This is a genomic window from Arthrobacter sp. CAN_C5 (assembly GCF_017875735.1).
Classification (GTDB): domain Bacteria; phylum Actinomycetota; class Actinomycetes; order Actinomycetales; family Micrococcaceae; genus Arthrobacter_D.
This window is the reverse complement of sequence record NZ_JAGGMZ010000001.1, coordinates 1,353,768-1,368,140: the sequence shown is the minus strand read 5'-3', so window position 1 is coordinate 1,368,140 and position 14,373 is coordinate 1,353,768. Positions and strand designations below refer to the sequence as shown.

The following is a 14,373-nucleotide window of genomic DNA, read 5'->3' as shown; positions in this document are numbered from 1 at the left end:
AACGTTACTTTCCGGTCTGCTCTTGGATCTTGGCCCACTGGCGCTCGACGTCGTCGAGTCCGCCAATGTTGAAGAACGCCTGCTCAGCAATATGGTCAAGGTCGCCGTTGGCGATGGCGTTGAAGCCCTCGATGGTGTCCTTGATGCTCACGGTGGAGCCTTCGACTCCGGTGAACTGCTTAGCCGTGTAGGTGTTCTGCGACAGGAACTGCTGGATACGGCGTGCCCGCGAAACAACAATCTTGTCTTCTTCGGAGAGCTCGTCAACACCGAGGATGGCGATGATGTCCTGCAGTTCCTTGTTCTTCTGGAGGATCTGCTTGACACGCACTGCAGTGTTGTAGTGATCGTGTCCGATGTACTGGGGATCGAGAATTCGCGACGTCGAAGTCAGCGGGTCGATCGCCGGGTACAGTCCACGTGAAGCAATTTCACGCGACAGCTCGGTGGTGGCATCAAGGTGGGCGAAGGTTGCTGCCGGTGCCGGGTCCGTGTAGTCATCAGCAGGTACGTAGACGGCCTGCATTGACGTGATCGAGTGGCCCTTGGTCGAGGTGATGCGCTCCTGGAGGAGTCCCATCTCATCGGCAAGGTTCGGCTGGTAGCCCACTGCCGAAGGCATCCGGCCGAGGAGGGTCGATACCTCGGAACCTGCCTGGGTGAAGCGGAAGATGTTGTCAACGAACAACAGCACGTCCTGCTTCTGGACATCCCTGAAGTACTCGGCCATGGTCAGGGCCGACAGGGCAACCCGGAGGCGCGTTCCTGGTGGCTCATCCATCTGGCCGAACACCAACGCGGTGTCCTTCAGGACGCCCGCCTCTTCCATTTCAACCCAGAGGTCGTTTCCTTCACGGGTCCGCTCGCCAACACCGGCGAATACCGAGGTACCACCGAAGTTACGGGCAACACGGGTGATCATTTCCTGGATCAGCACGGTCTTGCCAACGCCTGCACCGCCGAACAACCCGATCTTTCCACCCTTGATGTACGGGGTGAGAAGGTCGATGCTCTTGATGCCGGTCTCCAGCATCTCGGTGGAGCCTTCGAGCTGGGCGAATGCCGGTGGCTTGCGGTGGATTGGCCACCGCTCAGTGATCTCCAGCGAGGACTCTTCGACGTCGAGGGGCTTACCCAGGACGTTGAAGATGTGACCCTTGACGACGTCGCCGACGGGCACCGAAATGGCGCTGCCGGTGTCGTGGACAACGGTTCCGCGGACCAGGCCGTCAGTGGCCTGGAGCGAGATTGCACGCACCAGGTTGTCACCGAGGTGCTGTGAGGTCTCGAAGGTGATCATGTGCGTCTCACCATTGAGAGTGATCTCAGTGGTCAGCGCGTTGTAGATTGCGGGAATGGCGTCAGCCGGGAACTCGACGTCGACAACCGGGCCAATGACACGGGCGATTCGACCTGTGCCGCCGGATGCAACTGAGTCACTACCGTGCTCAATAGTCTGGGCAGTCATCTCTCTCACTTCACTTACGTAGATGGCGTGGGGCTAAGTCTAACTAGGGTGGAGCAGGTTCAAGAATTTGCGGGGAAGCTAGGATGCGCTGAGCGCGTCCGCACCTGCCACAATCTCCGAAAGTTCCTGGGTGATCTCCGCCTGGCGCGCAGTGTTGCGGAGCCGGGTGTACTTCTTGATCAGATCAGTTGCGTTGTCGCCTGCGGACTTCATTGCCCGCTGACGGGCGGCGAGTTCGCTCGCTGCTGCCTGCAACAGGGCCGCGAAGATCCGCGACTCGATGTAGCGGGGGAGCAGTGCGTCCAGAACCATTTCGGGCTCCGGCTCATACTCGTAGAGCGGCAACAGATCTGATTCAGATGCTGCTTCCTCTTCGACGACCTCGAGTGGAAGCAGGCGGATTACCGTTGGTTCCTGCAACACCATTGACCTGAAGCGGGTGTAAACGACATGGATTTCGTCGACGCCGCCGTCTTCGAAGTCCGTATTGAACTCGGCCAGGAGTGCTTTGCCGATCTCGCGTGCGGTTTCAAAATCTGGCGCGTCAGTCCCGCCGATCCACACGTTCTCGAACGCGCGGTCCCGGAAGTCGAAGTAGGCCTGCGCCTTCCGACCGACAAGGTAGGTTTTGACTTCCTTGCCTTCTTCCCGAAGCAGCTCGATCAGTGATTCGGCCTGCTTCAGCACGCTCGCTGAGTAGGATCCCGCGAGTCCGCGGTCTGAGGTCATCACGAGAACCGCCGATCGCCGAATCTGCTCCGGCTCGGTGGTGAGCGGGTGATCGATCTCTGACTGCGATGCCACTGCTGAGACGGCACGGGTGATCGCATTGGCGTAGGGCAGGGACGAGGATACTCGTGCCCTTGCCTTGCCGATGCGAGAAGTCGCGATCAGCTCCATCGCCTTGAAGATCTTCCTCATCGACGTGGTCGACGTGATCTTCTGGCGGTAGACCCGGATCTGGGCTCCCATACATGTCCTTTCCTTCGTAGTCCACCTGGGGATTACGGCTAAGGCCGGGGTGGTACCGGGGTGACTGAGTCACCCCGGTACCTCATTCCCTAGCGCTTCTGCTTGACGATCTTCTCCTGGTCGACCTCGTCCTCGGAGAGGGCGCTGTACTCTTCGTGTCCGGCTACCAGTCCATCGTGGCCTTCGCCGAAGAAGCCCTGCTTGAAGTCGTCGATCTGCTTCTTCAGCTCGTCGACGGTGGAGTCCTCAAGGAGGTTGGTCTCGGCCAGGGTGGTGAGGACTGACGACTTGTGCCGCAGGTGCTCGAGGAACTGGCCCTCGAACTTGCGAACGTCCTCAACCGGTACGTCGTCGAGGTAGCCGTTGGTGCCGGCCCAGATCGAAACGACCTGATCCTCTACGGGGAACGGTGCATACTGGCCCTGCTTGAGCAGTTCCATCAGGCGCGCACCGCGGGTCAGCTGCTGACGCGATGCTGCATCCAGGTCCGAGGCGAACATTGCGAACGCCTGCATGTCCCGGTACTGCGCGAGGTCCAGCTTCAACGTGCCCGAGACCTTCTTCATGGCCTTGACCTGTGCTGAACCACCCACGCGTGACACCGAGACGCCGACATCGACTGCTGGACGCTGGTTGGCGTTGAAGAGGTCCGACTGCAGGAAGATCTGCCCGTCGGTGATCGAGATAACGTTGGTCGGAATGAACGCCGAGACGTCGTTGGCTTTGGTCTCGACGATCGGCAGACCGGTCATCGAACCCGCACCGAGCTCATCGGAGAGCTTCGCACAACGCTCCAGCAGACGGGAGTGCAAGTAGAACACGTCGCCCGGGTAGGCTTCGCGTCCTGGTGGACGACGCAGCAGCAGCGACACCGCTCGGTAGGCTTCGGCCTGCTTGGAAAGGTCATCGAAGATCACCAGGACGTGTTTGCCGGCGTACATCCAGTGCTGGCCGATGGCCGAACCTGCGTAGGGTGCCAGGTACTTGAAGCCTGAGGGATCGGATGCAGGTGATGCAACGATCGTGGTGTACTCCAGGGCGCCCTTGTCCTCAAGGGTCTGGCGTACGGCAGCGATAGTTGAGGCCTTCTGTCCAATGGCGACGTAGATGCAGCGAACCTGCTTCTTCACATCGCCGGACTCCCAGTTGGCCTTCTGGTTGATGATGGTGTCGACGGCGATGGCCGTCTTGCCGGTCTGACGATCACCAATGATCAGCTGGCGCTGGCCACGGCCGATCGGGATCATCGCGTCGATGGCCTTAAGCCCGGTCTGCATGGGCTCGTGGACCGACTTACGCTCGGTAACGCCCGGCGCCTGAAGCTCCAGTGCGCGCCGCGCTTCCGCCTTGATCTCGCCAAGGTCATCGATGGGCTGACCCAGAGGGTCAACTACGCGGCCGAGGAAGGCGTCGCCCACTGGCACGGAGAGGATCTCTCCTGTGCGGTGAACTTCCTGGCCTTCTTCGATACCGGTGAAGTCACCAAGCACGACGACGCCGATTTCACGGGTGTCGAGGTTCTGGGCGAGGCCCAGGGTGCCATCTTCGAAACGCAACAATTCATTGGCCATCACCGAAGGCAATCCTTCTACCTTGGCGATGCCATCGCTGGCAGTGCTCACGCGGCCGACTTCAACGCGTTCTGCGTTGCCGGGCTCGTAGGATGCCGCAAACTCGTTCAACGCATTACGGACGTCTTCGGCGTTGATGGTCAATTCGGCCATCTGCAGTCCCTGCTCTCCTGTGTTGTGATCACCACTGCTTCGCGGCGACCGGTGTGTAATTCAGTCTGTTGTGTGTCTGGCTCCAGGACGGCGTACCGTCCTACACCGCAAGCTTTCGCCGCAGTTCAGACAGCCTGGCGATAACCGTGGAATCAACCACTTCATCGCCAACCTGGACGCGGACCCCGCCAATAAGCGACGGCTCCACGGTGACATCGGTTCTGAGCTCGCGTCCAAACAGGGAGTTGAGGCCCTGCTGCAACCGCTCGTACTGCTCATCAGTCAACGGACGGGTAACGCTGACGTTGGCAATCCAGCGGTCATGCCGTTTGGCCACGAGTTCAACGAACCGCTTCACCAAGTGAGTGGGCTTGATGCCGCGGGGTGCCTGTACTGCCTGACGCACCAACAGCTGCGCTTCTGGTCCGGCGTTGGGAACCAGCTTCAGCGCCAGGGCAACCCGGGCGTCGTCAGTGGCCTGCCGCTCGGACAGAGCACGCTGCAATTCGTGGCTCGAGTCAACGGTCCTGATGAAGTCGAAGAGGTCGTTTTCAAGACTCTCCAGACTTGCTGCACCGTTGCCCCGATTTTCTGCCACCGCAATCGCTGCGGTGGCACCAAGGGTTTCCAGCGCGTCTCCAAGGTCCCGGGCCGCGGCCCATCGCATGGAAACCAGTTCCCCGACCACCGTCGCTGTCTGCTCTGAGACCTTGCCCGCAACCAGGGTCGAAACCAGTGCGGCTTTGTCCCTGCCTTCGCGGGAAGGATCGGTCAGCGCGCGACGGAGACCGGCGTTGCTATCGAGCATGTCGAGGACCCCGAAGAGTTCCTCGGCCGACGACAGCGTTGCGCCGGGCAGACGGGTTTCTAGATCTTTGAGTGCCGTTGCCAGGGACTGGCTGGATACACCTGCCATTACTTCGATGCACCTGCGCTCTGAGTTTCGAGGTCGGCCAGGAAGCGGTCGACGACCCGCGCGGACCGCTGATCATCAGAAAGCGACTCTCCAACGATGCGGCTGGCGAGGTCGGTTGCCAGCGTGCCAACTTCGGCGCGCAGTGACACAACAGCTGCCTGACGTTCTGCTTCAATCTGGACGTGTGCCTGCTCGGTGATACGAGCTGACTCAGCTCCGGCCTTTTCCTTCAGTTCCGCGAGGATCTGCGCACCTTCGGCGCGTGCTTCCTCACGGATGCGGTTGGCTTCCGTGCGTGCATCCACCAACTGCTGCTTGTATTCGTCAAGTGCTGCGTTTGCTTCAGCCTGCGCTGCTTCAGCCTTGGCGATGCCGCCTTCGATGGCTGCAGTCCGCTCCGCAAACGTCTTCTCAAACGCCGGCATCACGAACTTGATGACGATGAACATCAGCACCGCGAAGCCCACCAACGTAACGAGCAGTTCCCACAGATTCGGGATAAGAGGACTTGTGCCCTCTTCTGCCGCCATTATCGCTGCGTTAAGCATGTTTCACCCGTCTTTCTTTAGCTAGTCTATGGACCGTGGCGGACGCGTAATTACGCGCCGATAACGAACGCGAAGACCAAGCCGAGGATGGCGAGTGCTTCAGTCAAAGCCAGTCCGAGGAAGGCGATGGGCTGGAGGACCCGCTGGGCTTCTGGCTGACGCGCTACACCGTTGATGTATGCGGCGAAGACGAGTCCTACACCGATGCCACCACCAATTGCGGAGAGACCGTATCCAACGAGGTTGAGGCTACCCTGTACTTCCATTGTGTTCCTTTCAAGATGCCGCTTGCTGCGACAGGTTGTTTGGGATCATCCCCGACGGGGAAGTCTGTATTAATTAGTCGTGAAAATTAGTGAGCGTCGGCGTGGAGTGCGCCTTCGATGTAGATGGCTGCCAGCAGTGTGAACACGTACGCCTGGAGGATCATGATCAGCACCTCAAGCATGTACATGGAGACAGCTCCAACCAGGACCAGCACGCTCGTACCCTGTAGCAGGATGTTTCCCGTCAGCACCATGTATTCAATGGCCGAACCGGCCAGGGTGATGATCAGGTGGCCTGCCAGCATAGTGGCGAAGAGTCGGAGTGAGTGGGTCACCGGACGAACGAGGAAGTTCGAGATGATCTCGATGGGGACCACGATCGGCAGGATGTACCAGGGAACCCCCGACGGGACAACTGCCAGTTTGAAGTAACGCAGTCCGTGCTTCTTGATGCCAATGCCAACCCAGAGTAGGTAGAAAATCCCCGCAATGGCGTAGGCGCTACCTGGATGGGAGAAGCTCGGCAACTGAAGGAACGGAATCGCGCCGAAAATGTTGTTTACGAGGACGAAGAAGAATGCGGTGAAAAGCCACGGCACATACTTCATGAAGTCCTTGCCACCGATAATGTCCTTACCGATGGAGTTCCTGACGAATCCGTAGGCGGACTCCCCCAGGAACTGCATTTTGCCGGGGACCAGCTTTCCCTTGCGGGAGGCAATGATGAAGAAGATGGCAATAAAGATGACTGACAGGATAATCATCAGCATCTGCTTGCCGAAGCCACCCTCGAACCAGACGCCGTATTCACCGCCCCACGGGAAAATATCCCGGTAGTGGGTGTCGTCAATTGTGGGGGCTACGAAACCCTCATCCGTTGTAGTGGCCGGGAGCGCAAGCGCGATCAACGCGTTTCCTCTCTGCAGTGTCCATCGTTGGGCAGGTTCTGATCGGGCATGGATTTACTGCTCCGACTCATTAAGTTTTCGACATTCACTTAGGGTTCTCCCCAGCCTTCCCGCTGCTGTCCCGCGGCGTCGAACCGGGCTCAGCTTGTATGGTGCGGGTGAGGTTATGCATATGGGAGAGGTAGAAACCCCCGACTGCACCCAAGAGACCTCCAACGAGCACTATCCATTGTGTTCCCAGGAGGTTGTCCAGCCCCCACCCTATCAAACTCCAGACGAGTATCCCGCCAATAATGTAGCTAAAGACGGCAATACCAGCGTTGTATCCGCCCTCACCGTAGGGGCCCCGATCGGCCCCACCATCAGTGTTTGCCGTAGACGACTGTCGGGGGTCCTGTGGGCGCGAATCAGCCACGGTCTCCCTCATTTCCTGGAGCTGGCTTGACCGGCTCCGGGTCGTTGTAAAGCTGGTGCCGCGCCTTGGAGAAGACATAGAGTTCCACCGTTTGCCAAAGAATCACCGTTCCGACAGCGCCGGCGAAGAACCAGTTCGGCTCGAGCCATGGTGGAGTCCCGAGCACGAAGAGAACAACCGCGAACCCAACAACCTTGATCGCATACGTTACGGCGAAGAGCCCGATGGCACCCGATGGGTTATTGCGTCCAGCGAAGTGTCCAACAGCAAGGCTGATCCCGAAGAAAGCGACGACGACCGCTAACCCGAACAACGCGCTCAAGGCAGCGCCCGGACCGGTGACGAAAATCGCGACCGCAGCGGTCACGGCAATGGCTGAGGTAGTGACCAGAACGCATTTTTTAAGGATTCCCAGCCAGAGGGATCCTGACGGATCAGCGGCGGGATGGGTAGTGCCTCGACGGGCACCGACGCCTGGGGCGTCAGGTGTGCTCATAGGGAATCCATCCGTAGATTCGATGTGAGGGAAGTCCCCGACTCAGGCCACGGGAGGAACGCCGCGGACTGCGTATCAATTCTACAGTAAAGAGAAATCGGGGTTCGACCCGCTCACCCGGGCAGAGTGCGGGAGGCCTTGACGCGGCCGGTCAACAGCCGAGGTGAGTAGAGGTAGAACACCACTACCCCGGCGGCCAGCAGAGAGAACGCGACCGCAACGAATGGCGAGGCAGTCGCCGCGACAAATCCGGCAGCGCCGGTGAGCACCGAACAGCCGGTGACCAGGAGCGCCGATTGGACGTGGGTCAGTCCCACGTCGGTCAGGCGCTGGTAGACATGCTCACGGTGGGAGGCGTACCAGCGGTCACCGGCCCGGACGCGGCGCAGGAAGGTGGTGAAGGTGTCGGCGAGGTAAATCAGCACCGGTGAGAACAGATACTCGAGGTACACCCCAGCGAGCAATCCGGTGACAGCTATCGCCGCGATGGAGGCGCCCAGTAGGTAACTGCCCACATCGCCGAGGAACACGAATCCCCTACCCAGATTCCAGGGCAGGAACCCCGCAAAGGCTGCCGCCACCACCAGGCCTGCAACAACGAGCCAGAGCTGGTCACTGAGCATCCCGGCGATCGCATAGAAGGCGCCTACCGCCACTCCATGCATACCGGAGATACCGTTGATGCCATCCATGAAGTTTGCCGCGTTGATGTACGCAGCCACGGCTAGCGCACCCACCGGAACCCACCAGAAGCTCTGCCCGATGGTCCACGCCAGCGCTGCGGTACCTACCGCTCCGATCATCAGTTGCAGAACTGCACGCACCCTAATCGAGATTCCACGATAGTCCTCGATCCAGCCCAGCAACGCCGCGACGGAGAGCATGGACAGAATAATCACGATCAACGACCGATCCACGGCCACCAGCCCGATGGCAAGGGAAAGCACCAGCGACGCCGCGATGCCCACCGCCACGGTGATCCCCACTCCGCGGATCACCACCGTTGTGTGAGAGGACCGCTCATTGGGGATGTCCAGCACCCCGAGCTTCGCCAGCACCGGCTTGAGGACGAAAGGCAAAAGAGCGCTGAGGACCAGGGAGGTACCGACCACGAGGGCGAGCTGGAGTTCAAGCATCGAGAATCCCGCCCTTGCGTTTCCAGTCGAGCAGGTTCAGCTGTCCCGGGTCCAGAATCGATACGTTGGTGTGCGAGATTTTCGGGTGCAGCGGACGGGAACCGTCTTCGCCGAATCCGACCAGTTCCTCATGCATCTTCTCCCCCGGCCTGAGACCGGTGAAAACTATTTCAATGTCCTTACCCGACATCGTGATCATCCGTTGCGCGACGTCGAGGATTTTCACCGCCTCGCCCATGTCCAGGATCAGCACCTCACCCGGGCGTCCAATAGCCCCGGCCTGGATCACCAACTGGCAGGCCTCGGGAATGGTCATGAAGAACCGGGTGACCTCAGGGTCGGTCACGGTGATGGGTCCGCCCACCCTGATCTGCTCGGTAAAGAGGGGCAGCATCGAGCCCCGGCTTCCGATGACGTTGCCGAACCGGACCGAGACGTAACTGTTCGCAGTCTGAGTAGCCTGCCAGGCGGTGAGCTTCTCGGCGACCCGTTTCGAGTGACCCAGCACGCTGGTGGGGTTCGCCGCCTTGTCGGTGGAAATGTTCACGAAATGGGTCACGCCTGCTGCCTTGGCGGCGTTGAGCACGTTCTGGGTGCCCAGGACGTTGGTTTTCCAGGCTTCTTCCGGGTACTGCTCGAGCAACGACACGTGCTTGAGGGCTGCCGCGTGGAACACCACCTCGGGTTTGCGTTCCCCAAAGATCGCCTGCAGCGTGTCGGCATCGCGAATGTCCGCCAGGACGGTGTCCTTGCCGGTCAGCAGTCCACGCCCCGTCATGGAGAGCTGGGTGGTCTGCAGTCCCGTTTCGTCGCGGTCGAGCATGATGAGCTCGGCGGGGTTGAACTGCGCCAGCTGACGGCACAGCTCGGATCCGATGGATCCGCCGGCGCCGGTGACCAGCACCTTCTTTCCGGTGATGTACCCGGCGACCTCGTCGGCGTGGATGTCCACGGGCCGGCGACCAATGAGGTCCTCGACCGCAACCTCGCGAAAGTCGGAGAAACCGGCGCCAGACCCTTCGGTCGCGAGCATATCCCGCAGGGGTGGCAGGACCAGGACCCTGATGTTCATTCCGGCCACCAGATCGGACACCCGGCGCACCTGGGCTGCTTCGACGTCGGCGAACGCGATCACCAGCACCGAAGCCCGGGTGCGCGCGATGATCCCCGGAAGGTCCTCAAGCCGGCCCAGGACTGGAACGGTGGCAAGGCGGAGGTGTTTCTTGGCGGGGTCATCGTCGATCAGGCCCACCGGAAAGTACGGTGAGTCCCGGTCCTGGAGCATCCGACCCACCAGCGAACCACCGAGGAACCCGGCTCCGTAGATGAGGGTCCGCTGTGCATCCTCACCGGGTTTTGCCTTGCTTTCAACAAACATGCGTTTGAGGTACCTGGTGGAGGCCATGAACATGCAGGCAAACGGGAACGCGATGATGCCGATGCTGCGCGGAATTTCGATGATCGAGAAGAAGGCGACACTGACCAGCAGGAGGATCACCGAGACGATGACCGTGACGATCACCAGTAGTCGTGCCTCGTGGAAGCTGCCGAAACTATAACGGCCGCGATAGAGGGCGAAGCTCAGACCTACTGCGAGCTGGGCGGCGAGGGCCGCCGCGCAGAACACCACCACCCCCGTCACGTTGATCTGGTTGATCAGTAGCTCGTACCGGAGTACCAGGGCCAACACAATCGCGACCACCCAGGCCACCGAATCGAAAATGTACTGCGACCAGAGCCAGAGCGTCGGCTTCTCCGACCGCGTCGTGCTGCGGTTATCTGGCCCTTCCCGGGCTGGATCCGCGCTGTCAGCGAGTTTCATGGTTCCTAACAACGGCTCGGCGGTCATGGCAATCGTGTAGAGGAGTCCTCACGGCGAGGGGTAAGTCCTCACGGCAAAGTATCAGCTCGTGCTGGTGTAATAGACTCTCCCTACCCGAGAATACTAACCGCACTACCCGGCCCTGACTGCTTTTGAGGCGTGTTGTGAGCGGACCGGAAAGGACTGTTTTGCAGGATACCGTGGCCGTTGCGGCAGTGACATTTGACCGCCCTGACGACCTGCGTACCCTCCTGCTGGCACTGTCCCAACAGAGCACGCCGCTCACCTCGGTCGCGCTGGTTGACTCGGGAACCCGGGACATCGAGGCAATCGCCGTCGAATCCGACGCACCGGTGAACTACATCCGCTCCCTGAGCAATCTTGGCGGTGCAGGCGGGTTTTCCCTTGCCATCCTGTCCGCGATGGCCAGCGGCGCCGAGTGGGTCTGGATCATGGACGACGACGCCCACCCGGAGGATCCGGAAGCCCTCGCTACCCTGCTGGCAGCCGCGAAAGCGGAGGGACTCGACGTCGTCGTACCCCTGATCGTGGCCCCCGGAGAGCCGACCCGGCTGTCCTTTCCTTTCCGGTTGGCTGGGCGTTCGGTGCACGACCGTGCCGAAGTCGAGAAGCTGGGGATCATCAGAGACGTTGGCCAATTCTTCAACGGCGCGTTGATCCGCACCGACGTGTTTTTCCGGGTGGGACTTCCCGATCTCCGCCTGTTCATCCGCGGAGATGAAACGGATTTCATGCTGCGGCTCCGGCGTGCCGGCATTCCGTTCGGCACGGTGACCACCGTTGCCCTGAGCCATCCTCCGGGGTGGGCGGAAACACACCAGGTCCTCGGTGACCGGCTGCACGTGCTCGTCCCCGAGACGGCGTTCAAGCGTTATTACTACTTCCGTAACCGCGGATATTTGACGCGCCGGTATGGCCGGGTGAAATCTCTCATCGCGGACGGCGTGGGCTACCCGCTCTATTACCTGGCGCATCGCGACCCGCGCGGACTCGCCGACTGGTTCAGGGCCTACTCCACCGGCGTGCGCGGACGCGGTTTTGGGCCCCCCTCGGACCATGGATTCTGAGATGACCGCCTCCGACCCCGCCGTGACGGTGGTTGTCACCACCTTCAACCGGGCAGGCTACCTCCGGGTCCTGCTCGAAACCATTGCGCAGCTGGATCCGGCACCGCAGAACGTCATTGTGGTCAACAACGCGAGTACCGATGCCACGGACGAGGTCATTGCGCAGGCGAACCTCCCGGTGCCGCTGATTCATCACCGGTTGAAGAAGAATGTCGGCGGATCCGGCGGTTTCTCGGCCGGGGCGGAGCGGGCACTCGCCGAGGGCGCCGAGTGGCTCTGGCTGATGGACGACGACGTCGAGGTGCTTCCCGGCGCGATCGCCGCATTCCAGCCGCAGCTGCAGACGTATCGCTGCCTTCACGGGCGCCGGTACGACCACTCGGGCAAACCGTTCTTCTGGCAGCACCAGTTCAACGCTTTTCTCGGCGTACACTTCCCGGTCCGCGGCAACGTGTTTCGCCATAGCCGCGTATTCCATACCAATGTGGGCTGCTTCGAAGGAATGCTGGTCCACGCCGATGTGGTGCGCCGCGTGGGTCTCCCCGATCCCCGGTTCTTCCTCAACGGGGACGACACCACCTACGGCTGGCTGATCTCCCAGTCCGAGCCGGTGGTGTACATCAACGAGTACGTGCTGAAAAAAGCCCGGCCCCAGAAACAGATTGACCTCGGAGTGCGGCACCTGAACGATTCAAATGATCTGGGCCGCTACTGCGGCATGCGGAACCGGGGCCATCAGGCGCGCTATCTCAGGATCAACGGCAGGTTCAACCGCTGGGGCTTTGGTCTGGGCACCCTGCTGACCGCCGCCAAGGAAGTGTTCCGGCTGGTCGCCGTCGAGCACTCCCTCTCCGGGCTGGCACCGCTCTGGCGGGGCTGGCGGCAGTCGCGCGCCATCCTTACGGATCCTTCGTGGCAGCCCATGCCGTCCCTGGAACCTCCTGCCGAACGCCCTGAGCGGTCCGAGCTGCTGAGGGAGAAGAACTGACGATGCCCTGGGTGATTGTTGGCGCTACCGGGTTTGTCGGATCGGCCGTGTTACGTGCCGCGCAGGATGCGGGTGTGGAGGTGACGGGTATCGCGGCACCCCGCCTGGCGAGCGATGCCCGGTCCGCTGGACAGATCCTCGATGAGGCAGCCCGCCACCCGTCGGTCGCCGGGCTCGCCGCGGCACTGTCCGGTGCTTCAGTGGTGGTCAACGCCGCTGGTGTCGCCGCGCCACGAAGCGCTGACACGGCTGAACTCCGCGGAGCAAACGCGCTGCTCCCCGCTGTCCTGGCCTACGCCTGCTCGGCAGCGCGGGTGGACCGGCTGATCCACCTGAGCAGTGCAGCGGTCCAGGGTCAACGGGAGGTCCTGGACGAGTCCTTCGACCTGGCGCCGTTTTCGGCCTACTCCCGGAGCAAGGCACTGGGTGAGGAGGCACTCCGTCTCACCGTTGGACGGGGTGGGGTTGAAGGAACGCACCCGGTGGTGGTCCGCGCCACGTCGGTGCAGGGTGCCGATCGCCCGACGACCGCCGCGCTCGCGCGGCTGGCAGCATCACCCCTGGCCTCGGTAGCCGCACCCGGAACCGCAAGCACCCCGGTCACGTCGGTGGAGTCCCTGGCCGATTATGTGGTTCAGGTGGGTTCTTTTGCCGGACCTCTTCCGGCTGTCATCCTGCAGCCCGGCGAAGGAATGACGGTCCGCTCCGTACTGGAGGCAGCCGGAGGCACCCCCATGGTGCTGCCGCGGTCCATGTGCCGTTTCATCCTCCGCGCGGGCTACCAGATGTCAGCGCTGCTCGGTGAACGACTGCATGGCAGCCTGCGCCGGGTGGAACTGATGTGGTTCGGTCAGGCGCAGGACCCGGGGTGGGCTGAAGCTCACAACATCCGGGTGGAGCACCGGGTCAGTGGTGTGCTGGAGGCTGCGGGGTCCCGGCGTCGTCAGGGTCGAGCGGGGCGGAACCGTCAGAATCCTCAGGAGCGCCAGGTTCCCTGACCCCGGGGACAACCTCCTGCAGCTGGGTCAGGCTGATACTGCCGGCGCGCACCAGCACGAGGTCCTCCCCCGTTGCGTCGACGATTGTCGAGGCGGTGCCACTCCGTGGTCCACCCTCAAGGTACACCTCCACCGAGTCGGCTAGCTGGGCATAGGCCTCGGCGCCGGTGGTTGCAGCCGGCGACCCCGTGCGGTTGGCCGACGAAACAGCCATGGGTCCGGTCAAGGTCAGCAGGTCGATCGCCAACGCGTCGTCGGGCATGCGCAGCGCAACCGTGCCCAGGGTCTCGCCGAGGTCCCAGGTCAGGGAGGGCTGGGCCCGGAAGATGAGGGTCAGTCCTCCTGGCCAGAAGGCCTCGGCAAGCTTCCTCGCATCAGGGTGGACATCGGTGGCCAGTCCGTCCATGGTCTGGATACGGGGTATCAGGACGGGCGGCGGCATGTTCCGCCCACGACCCTTGGATGCCAACAGGGTGGCGACGGCCTGGGGCGAGAAAGCATCGGCGGCGATCCCGTACACCGTGTCGGTGGGGAGCACCACACACTGGTTGGCTGCAACAGCGCGTTGGGCGTGGGCCAACCCGTCGCTGCGCTGGGCCGGGTCGGAACAGTCATAGCTGGTGGTCAC

General features: G+C 61.7%; 15 protein-coding genes. 3 read left to right on the top strand and 12 right to left on the bottom strand.

Annotated features, from left to right (window positions below):
• Positions 1-4 precede the first annotated feature (4 nt).
• The 11 genes from atpD to H4V95_RS06415 all read right to left on the bottom strand — a co-directional run bounded on the left by atpD (position 5) and on the right by H4V95_RS06415 (position 10,671).
• Entirely contained in the window at positions 5-1,468 is a 1,464-nt protein-coding gene (gene atpD, locus H4V95_RS06460; protein WP_196865775.1) for a F0F1 ATP synthase subunit beta, read from the bottom strand.
• 78 nt (positions 1,469-1,546) lie between these two features.
• Positions 1,547-2,440: a F0F1 ATP synthase subunit gamma gene (locus tag H4V95_RS06455; protein ID WP_196865774.1), complete on the bottom strand. Its 894-nt coding sequence runs from the start codon at positions 2,438-2,440 to the stop codon at positions 1,547-1,549.
• Between the two features lie 89 nt (positions 2,441-2,529).
• Positions 2,530-4,164, bottom strand: a complete 1,635-nt coding sequence (gene atpA / locus H4V95_RS06450) for a F0F1 ATP synthase subunit alpha (RefSeq protein ID WP_019481289.1) — start codon at positions 4,162-4,164, stop codon at positions 2,530-2,532.
• 100 nt (positions 4,165-4,264) lie between these two features.
• On the bottom strand, positions 4,265-5,080 hold the full coding sequence (locus H4V95_RS06445; RefSeq protein ID WP_209729466.1) for a F0F1 ATP synthase subunit delta: 816 nt from the start codon (positions 5,078-5,080) through the stop codon (positions 4,265-4,267).
• Positions 5,080-5,628: a F0F1 ATP synthase subunit B gene (locus tag H4V95_RS06440; protein WP_196865772.1), complete on the bottom strand. Its 549-nt coding sequence runs from the start codon at positions 5,626-5,628 to the stop codon at positions 5,080-5,082. Before H4V95_RS06440 ends, H4V95_RS06445 begins: the two co-directional genes overlap by 1 nt.
• A gap of 50 nt (positions 5,629-5,678) precedes the next feature.
• The gene (locus H4V95_RS06435) at positions 5,679-5,894 is read right to left on the bottom strand and encodes an ATP synthase F0 subunit C (protein ID WP_019481292.1); all 216 of its coding nucleotides are present in this window, start codon (positions 5,892-5,894) and stop codon (positions 5,679-5,681) included.
• Between the two features lie 86 nt (positions 5,895-5,980).
• The gene (atpB, locus tag H4V95_RS06430; RefSeq protein ID WP_196865771.1) at positions 5,981-6,802 is read right to left on the bottom strand and encodes a F0F1 ATP synthase subunit A; all 822 of its coding nucleotides are present in this window, start codon (positions 6,800-6,802) and stop codon (positions 5,981-5,983) included.
• 85 nt (positions 6,803-6,887) lie between these two features.
• Positions 6,888-7,229, bottom strand: coding sequence for a hypothetical protein (locus tag H4V95_RS18300; RefSeq protein ID WP_245345602.1), 342 nt, complete (start codon positions 7,227-7,229; stop codon positions 6,888-6,890).
• Positions 7,210-7,713 carry a hypothetical protein gene (locus H4V95_RS06425; protein ID WP_209729464.1) on the bottom strand — a complete coding sequence of 168 codons (504 nt, stop codon included), beginning with the start codon at positions 7,711-7,713 and terminating at the stop codon, positions 7,210-7,212. The genes H4V95_RS18300 and H4V95_RS06425 overlap by 20 nt, the downstream gene beginning before the upstream one ends.
• Before the next feature lie 113 nt (positions 7,714-7,826).
• On the bottom strand, positions 7,827-8,849 hold the full coding sequence (locus tag H4V95_RS06420) for a glycosyltransferase family 4 protein (RefSeq protein WP_209729462.1): 1,023 nt from the start codon (positions 8,847-8,849) through the stop codon (positions 7,827-7,829).
• Positions 8,842-10,671: a polysaccharide biosynthesis protein gene (locus tag H4V95_RS06415; RefSeq protein WP_196865768.1), complete on the bottom strand. Its 1,830-nt coding sequence runs from the start codon at positions 10,669-10,671 to the stop codon at positions 8,842-8,844. Before H4V95_RS06415 ends, H4V95_RS06420 begins: the two co-directional genes overlap by 8 nt.
• Positions 10,672-10,859: 188 nt before the next feature.
• Between H4V95_RS06415 and H4V95_RS06410 the strand changes: the two genes are divergently transcribed.
• The 3 genes from H4V95_RS06410 to H4V95_RS06400 are packed head-to-tail and all read left to right on the top strand — an operon-like array spanning position 10,860 to position 13,745.
• A complete protein-coding gene (locus H4V95_RS06410) occupies positions 10,860-11,759 on the top strand; it encodes a glycosyltransferase (RefSeq protein ID WP_209729460.1) in 900 nt (299 codons plus the stop codon).
• Between the two features lies 1 nt (position 11,760).
• On the top strand, positions 11,761-12,747 hold the full coding sequence (locus tag H4V95_RS06405; RefSeq protein WP_209729458.1) for a glycosyltransferase: 987 nt from the start codon (positions 11,761-11,763) through the stop codon (positions 12,745-12,747).
• Positions 12,748-12,749: 2 nt separating this feature from the next.
• Positions 12,750-13,745, top strand: a complete 996-nt coding sequence (locus tag H4V95_RS06400) for an NAD(P)-dependent oxidoreductase (protein WP_209729457.1) — start codon at positions 12,750-12,752, stop codon at positions 13,743-13,745.
• Here H4V95_RS06400 and H4V95_RS06395 read toward each other — a convergent pair.
• Entirely contained in the window at positions 13,654-14,373 is a 720-nt protein-coding gene (locus H4V95_RS06395) for an L-threonylcarbamoyladenylate synthase (protein WP_209729455.1), read from the bottom strand. The two genes, H4V95_RS06400 and H4V95_RS06395, sit on opposite strands and share 92 nt — an antisense overlap.

Bases quoted from the DNA above. Each gene is read 5' to 3' on its own strand.
- H4V95_RS18300 (WP_245345602.1), bottom strand. From the start codon at position 7,229: ATGAGGGAGACCGTGGCTGATTCGCGCCCACAGGACCCCCGACAGTCG.
- H4V95_RS06440 (WP_196865772.1), bottom strand. From the start codon at position 5,628: ATGCTTAACGCAGCGATAATGGCGGCAGAAGAGGGCACAAGTCCTCTT.
- H4V95_RS06435 (WP_019481292.1), bottom strand. From the start codon at position 5,894: ATGGAAGTACAGGGTAGCCTCAACCTCGTTGGATACGGTCTCTCCGCA.
- atpD (WP_196865775.1), bottom strand. From the start codon at position 1,468: ATGACTGCCCAGACTATTGAGCACGGTAGTGACTCAGTTGCATCCGGC.
- H4V95_RS06405 (WP_209729458.1), top strand. From the start codon at position 11,761: ATGACCGCCTCCGACCCCGCCGTGACGGTGGTTGTCACCACCTTCAAC.
- H4V95_RS06455 (WP_196865774.1), bottom strand. From the start codon at position 2,440: ATGGGAGCCCAGATCCGGGTCTACCGCCAGAAGATCACGTCGACCACG.
- atpA (WP_019481289.1), bottom strand. From the start codon at position 4,164: ATGGCCGAATTGACCATCAACGCCGAAGACGTCCGTAATGCGTTGAAC.
- H4V95_RS06420 (WP_209729462.1), bottom strand. From the start codon at position 8,849: ATGCTTGAACTCCAGCTCGCCCTCGTGGTCGGTACCTCCCTGGTCCTC.
- H4V95_RS06445 (WP_209729466.1), bottom strand. From the start codon at position 5,080: ATGGCAGGTGTATCCAGCCAGTCCCTGGCAACGGCACTCAAAGATCTA.
- H4V95_RS06415 (WP_196865768.1), bottom strand. From the start codon at position 10,671: ATGAAACTCGCTGACAGCGCGGATCCAGCCCGGGAAGGGCCAGATAAC.
- H4V95_RS06400 (WP_209729457.1), top strand. From the start codon at position 12,750: ATGCCCTGGGTGATTGTTGGCGCTACCGGGTTTGTCGGATCGGCCGTG.
- H4V95_RS06425 (WP_209729464.1), bottom strand. From the start codon at position 7,713: ATGAGCACACCTGACGCCCCAGGCGTCGGTGCCCGTCGAGGCACTACC.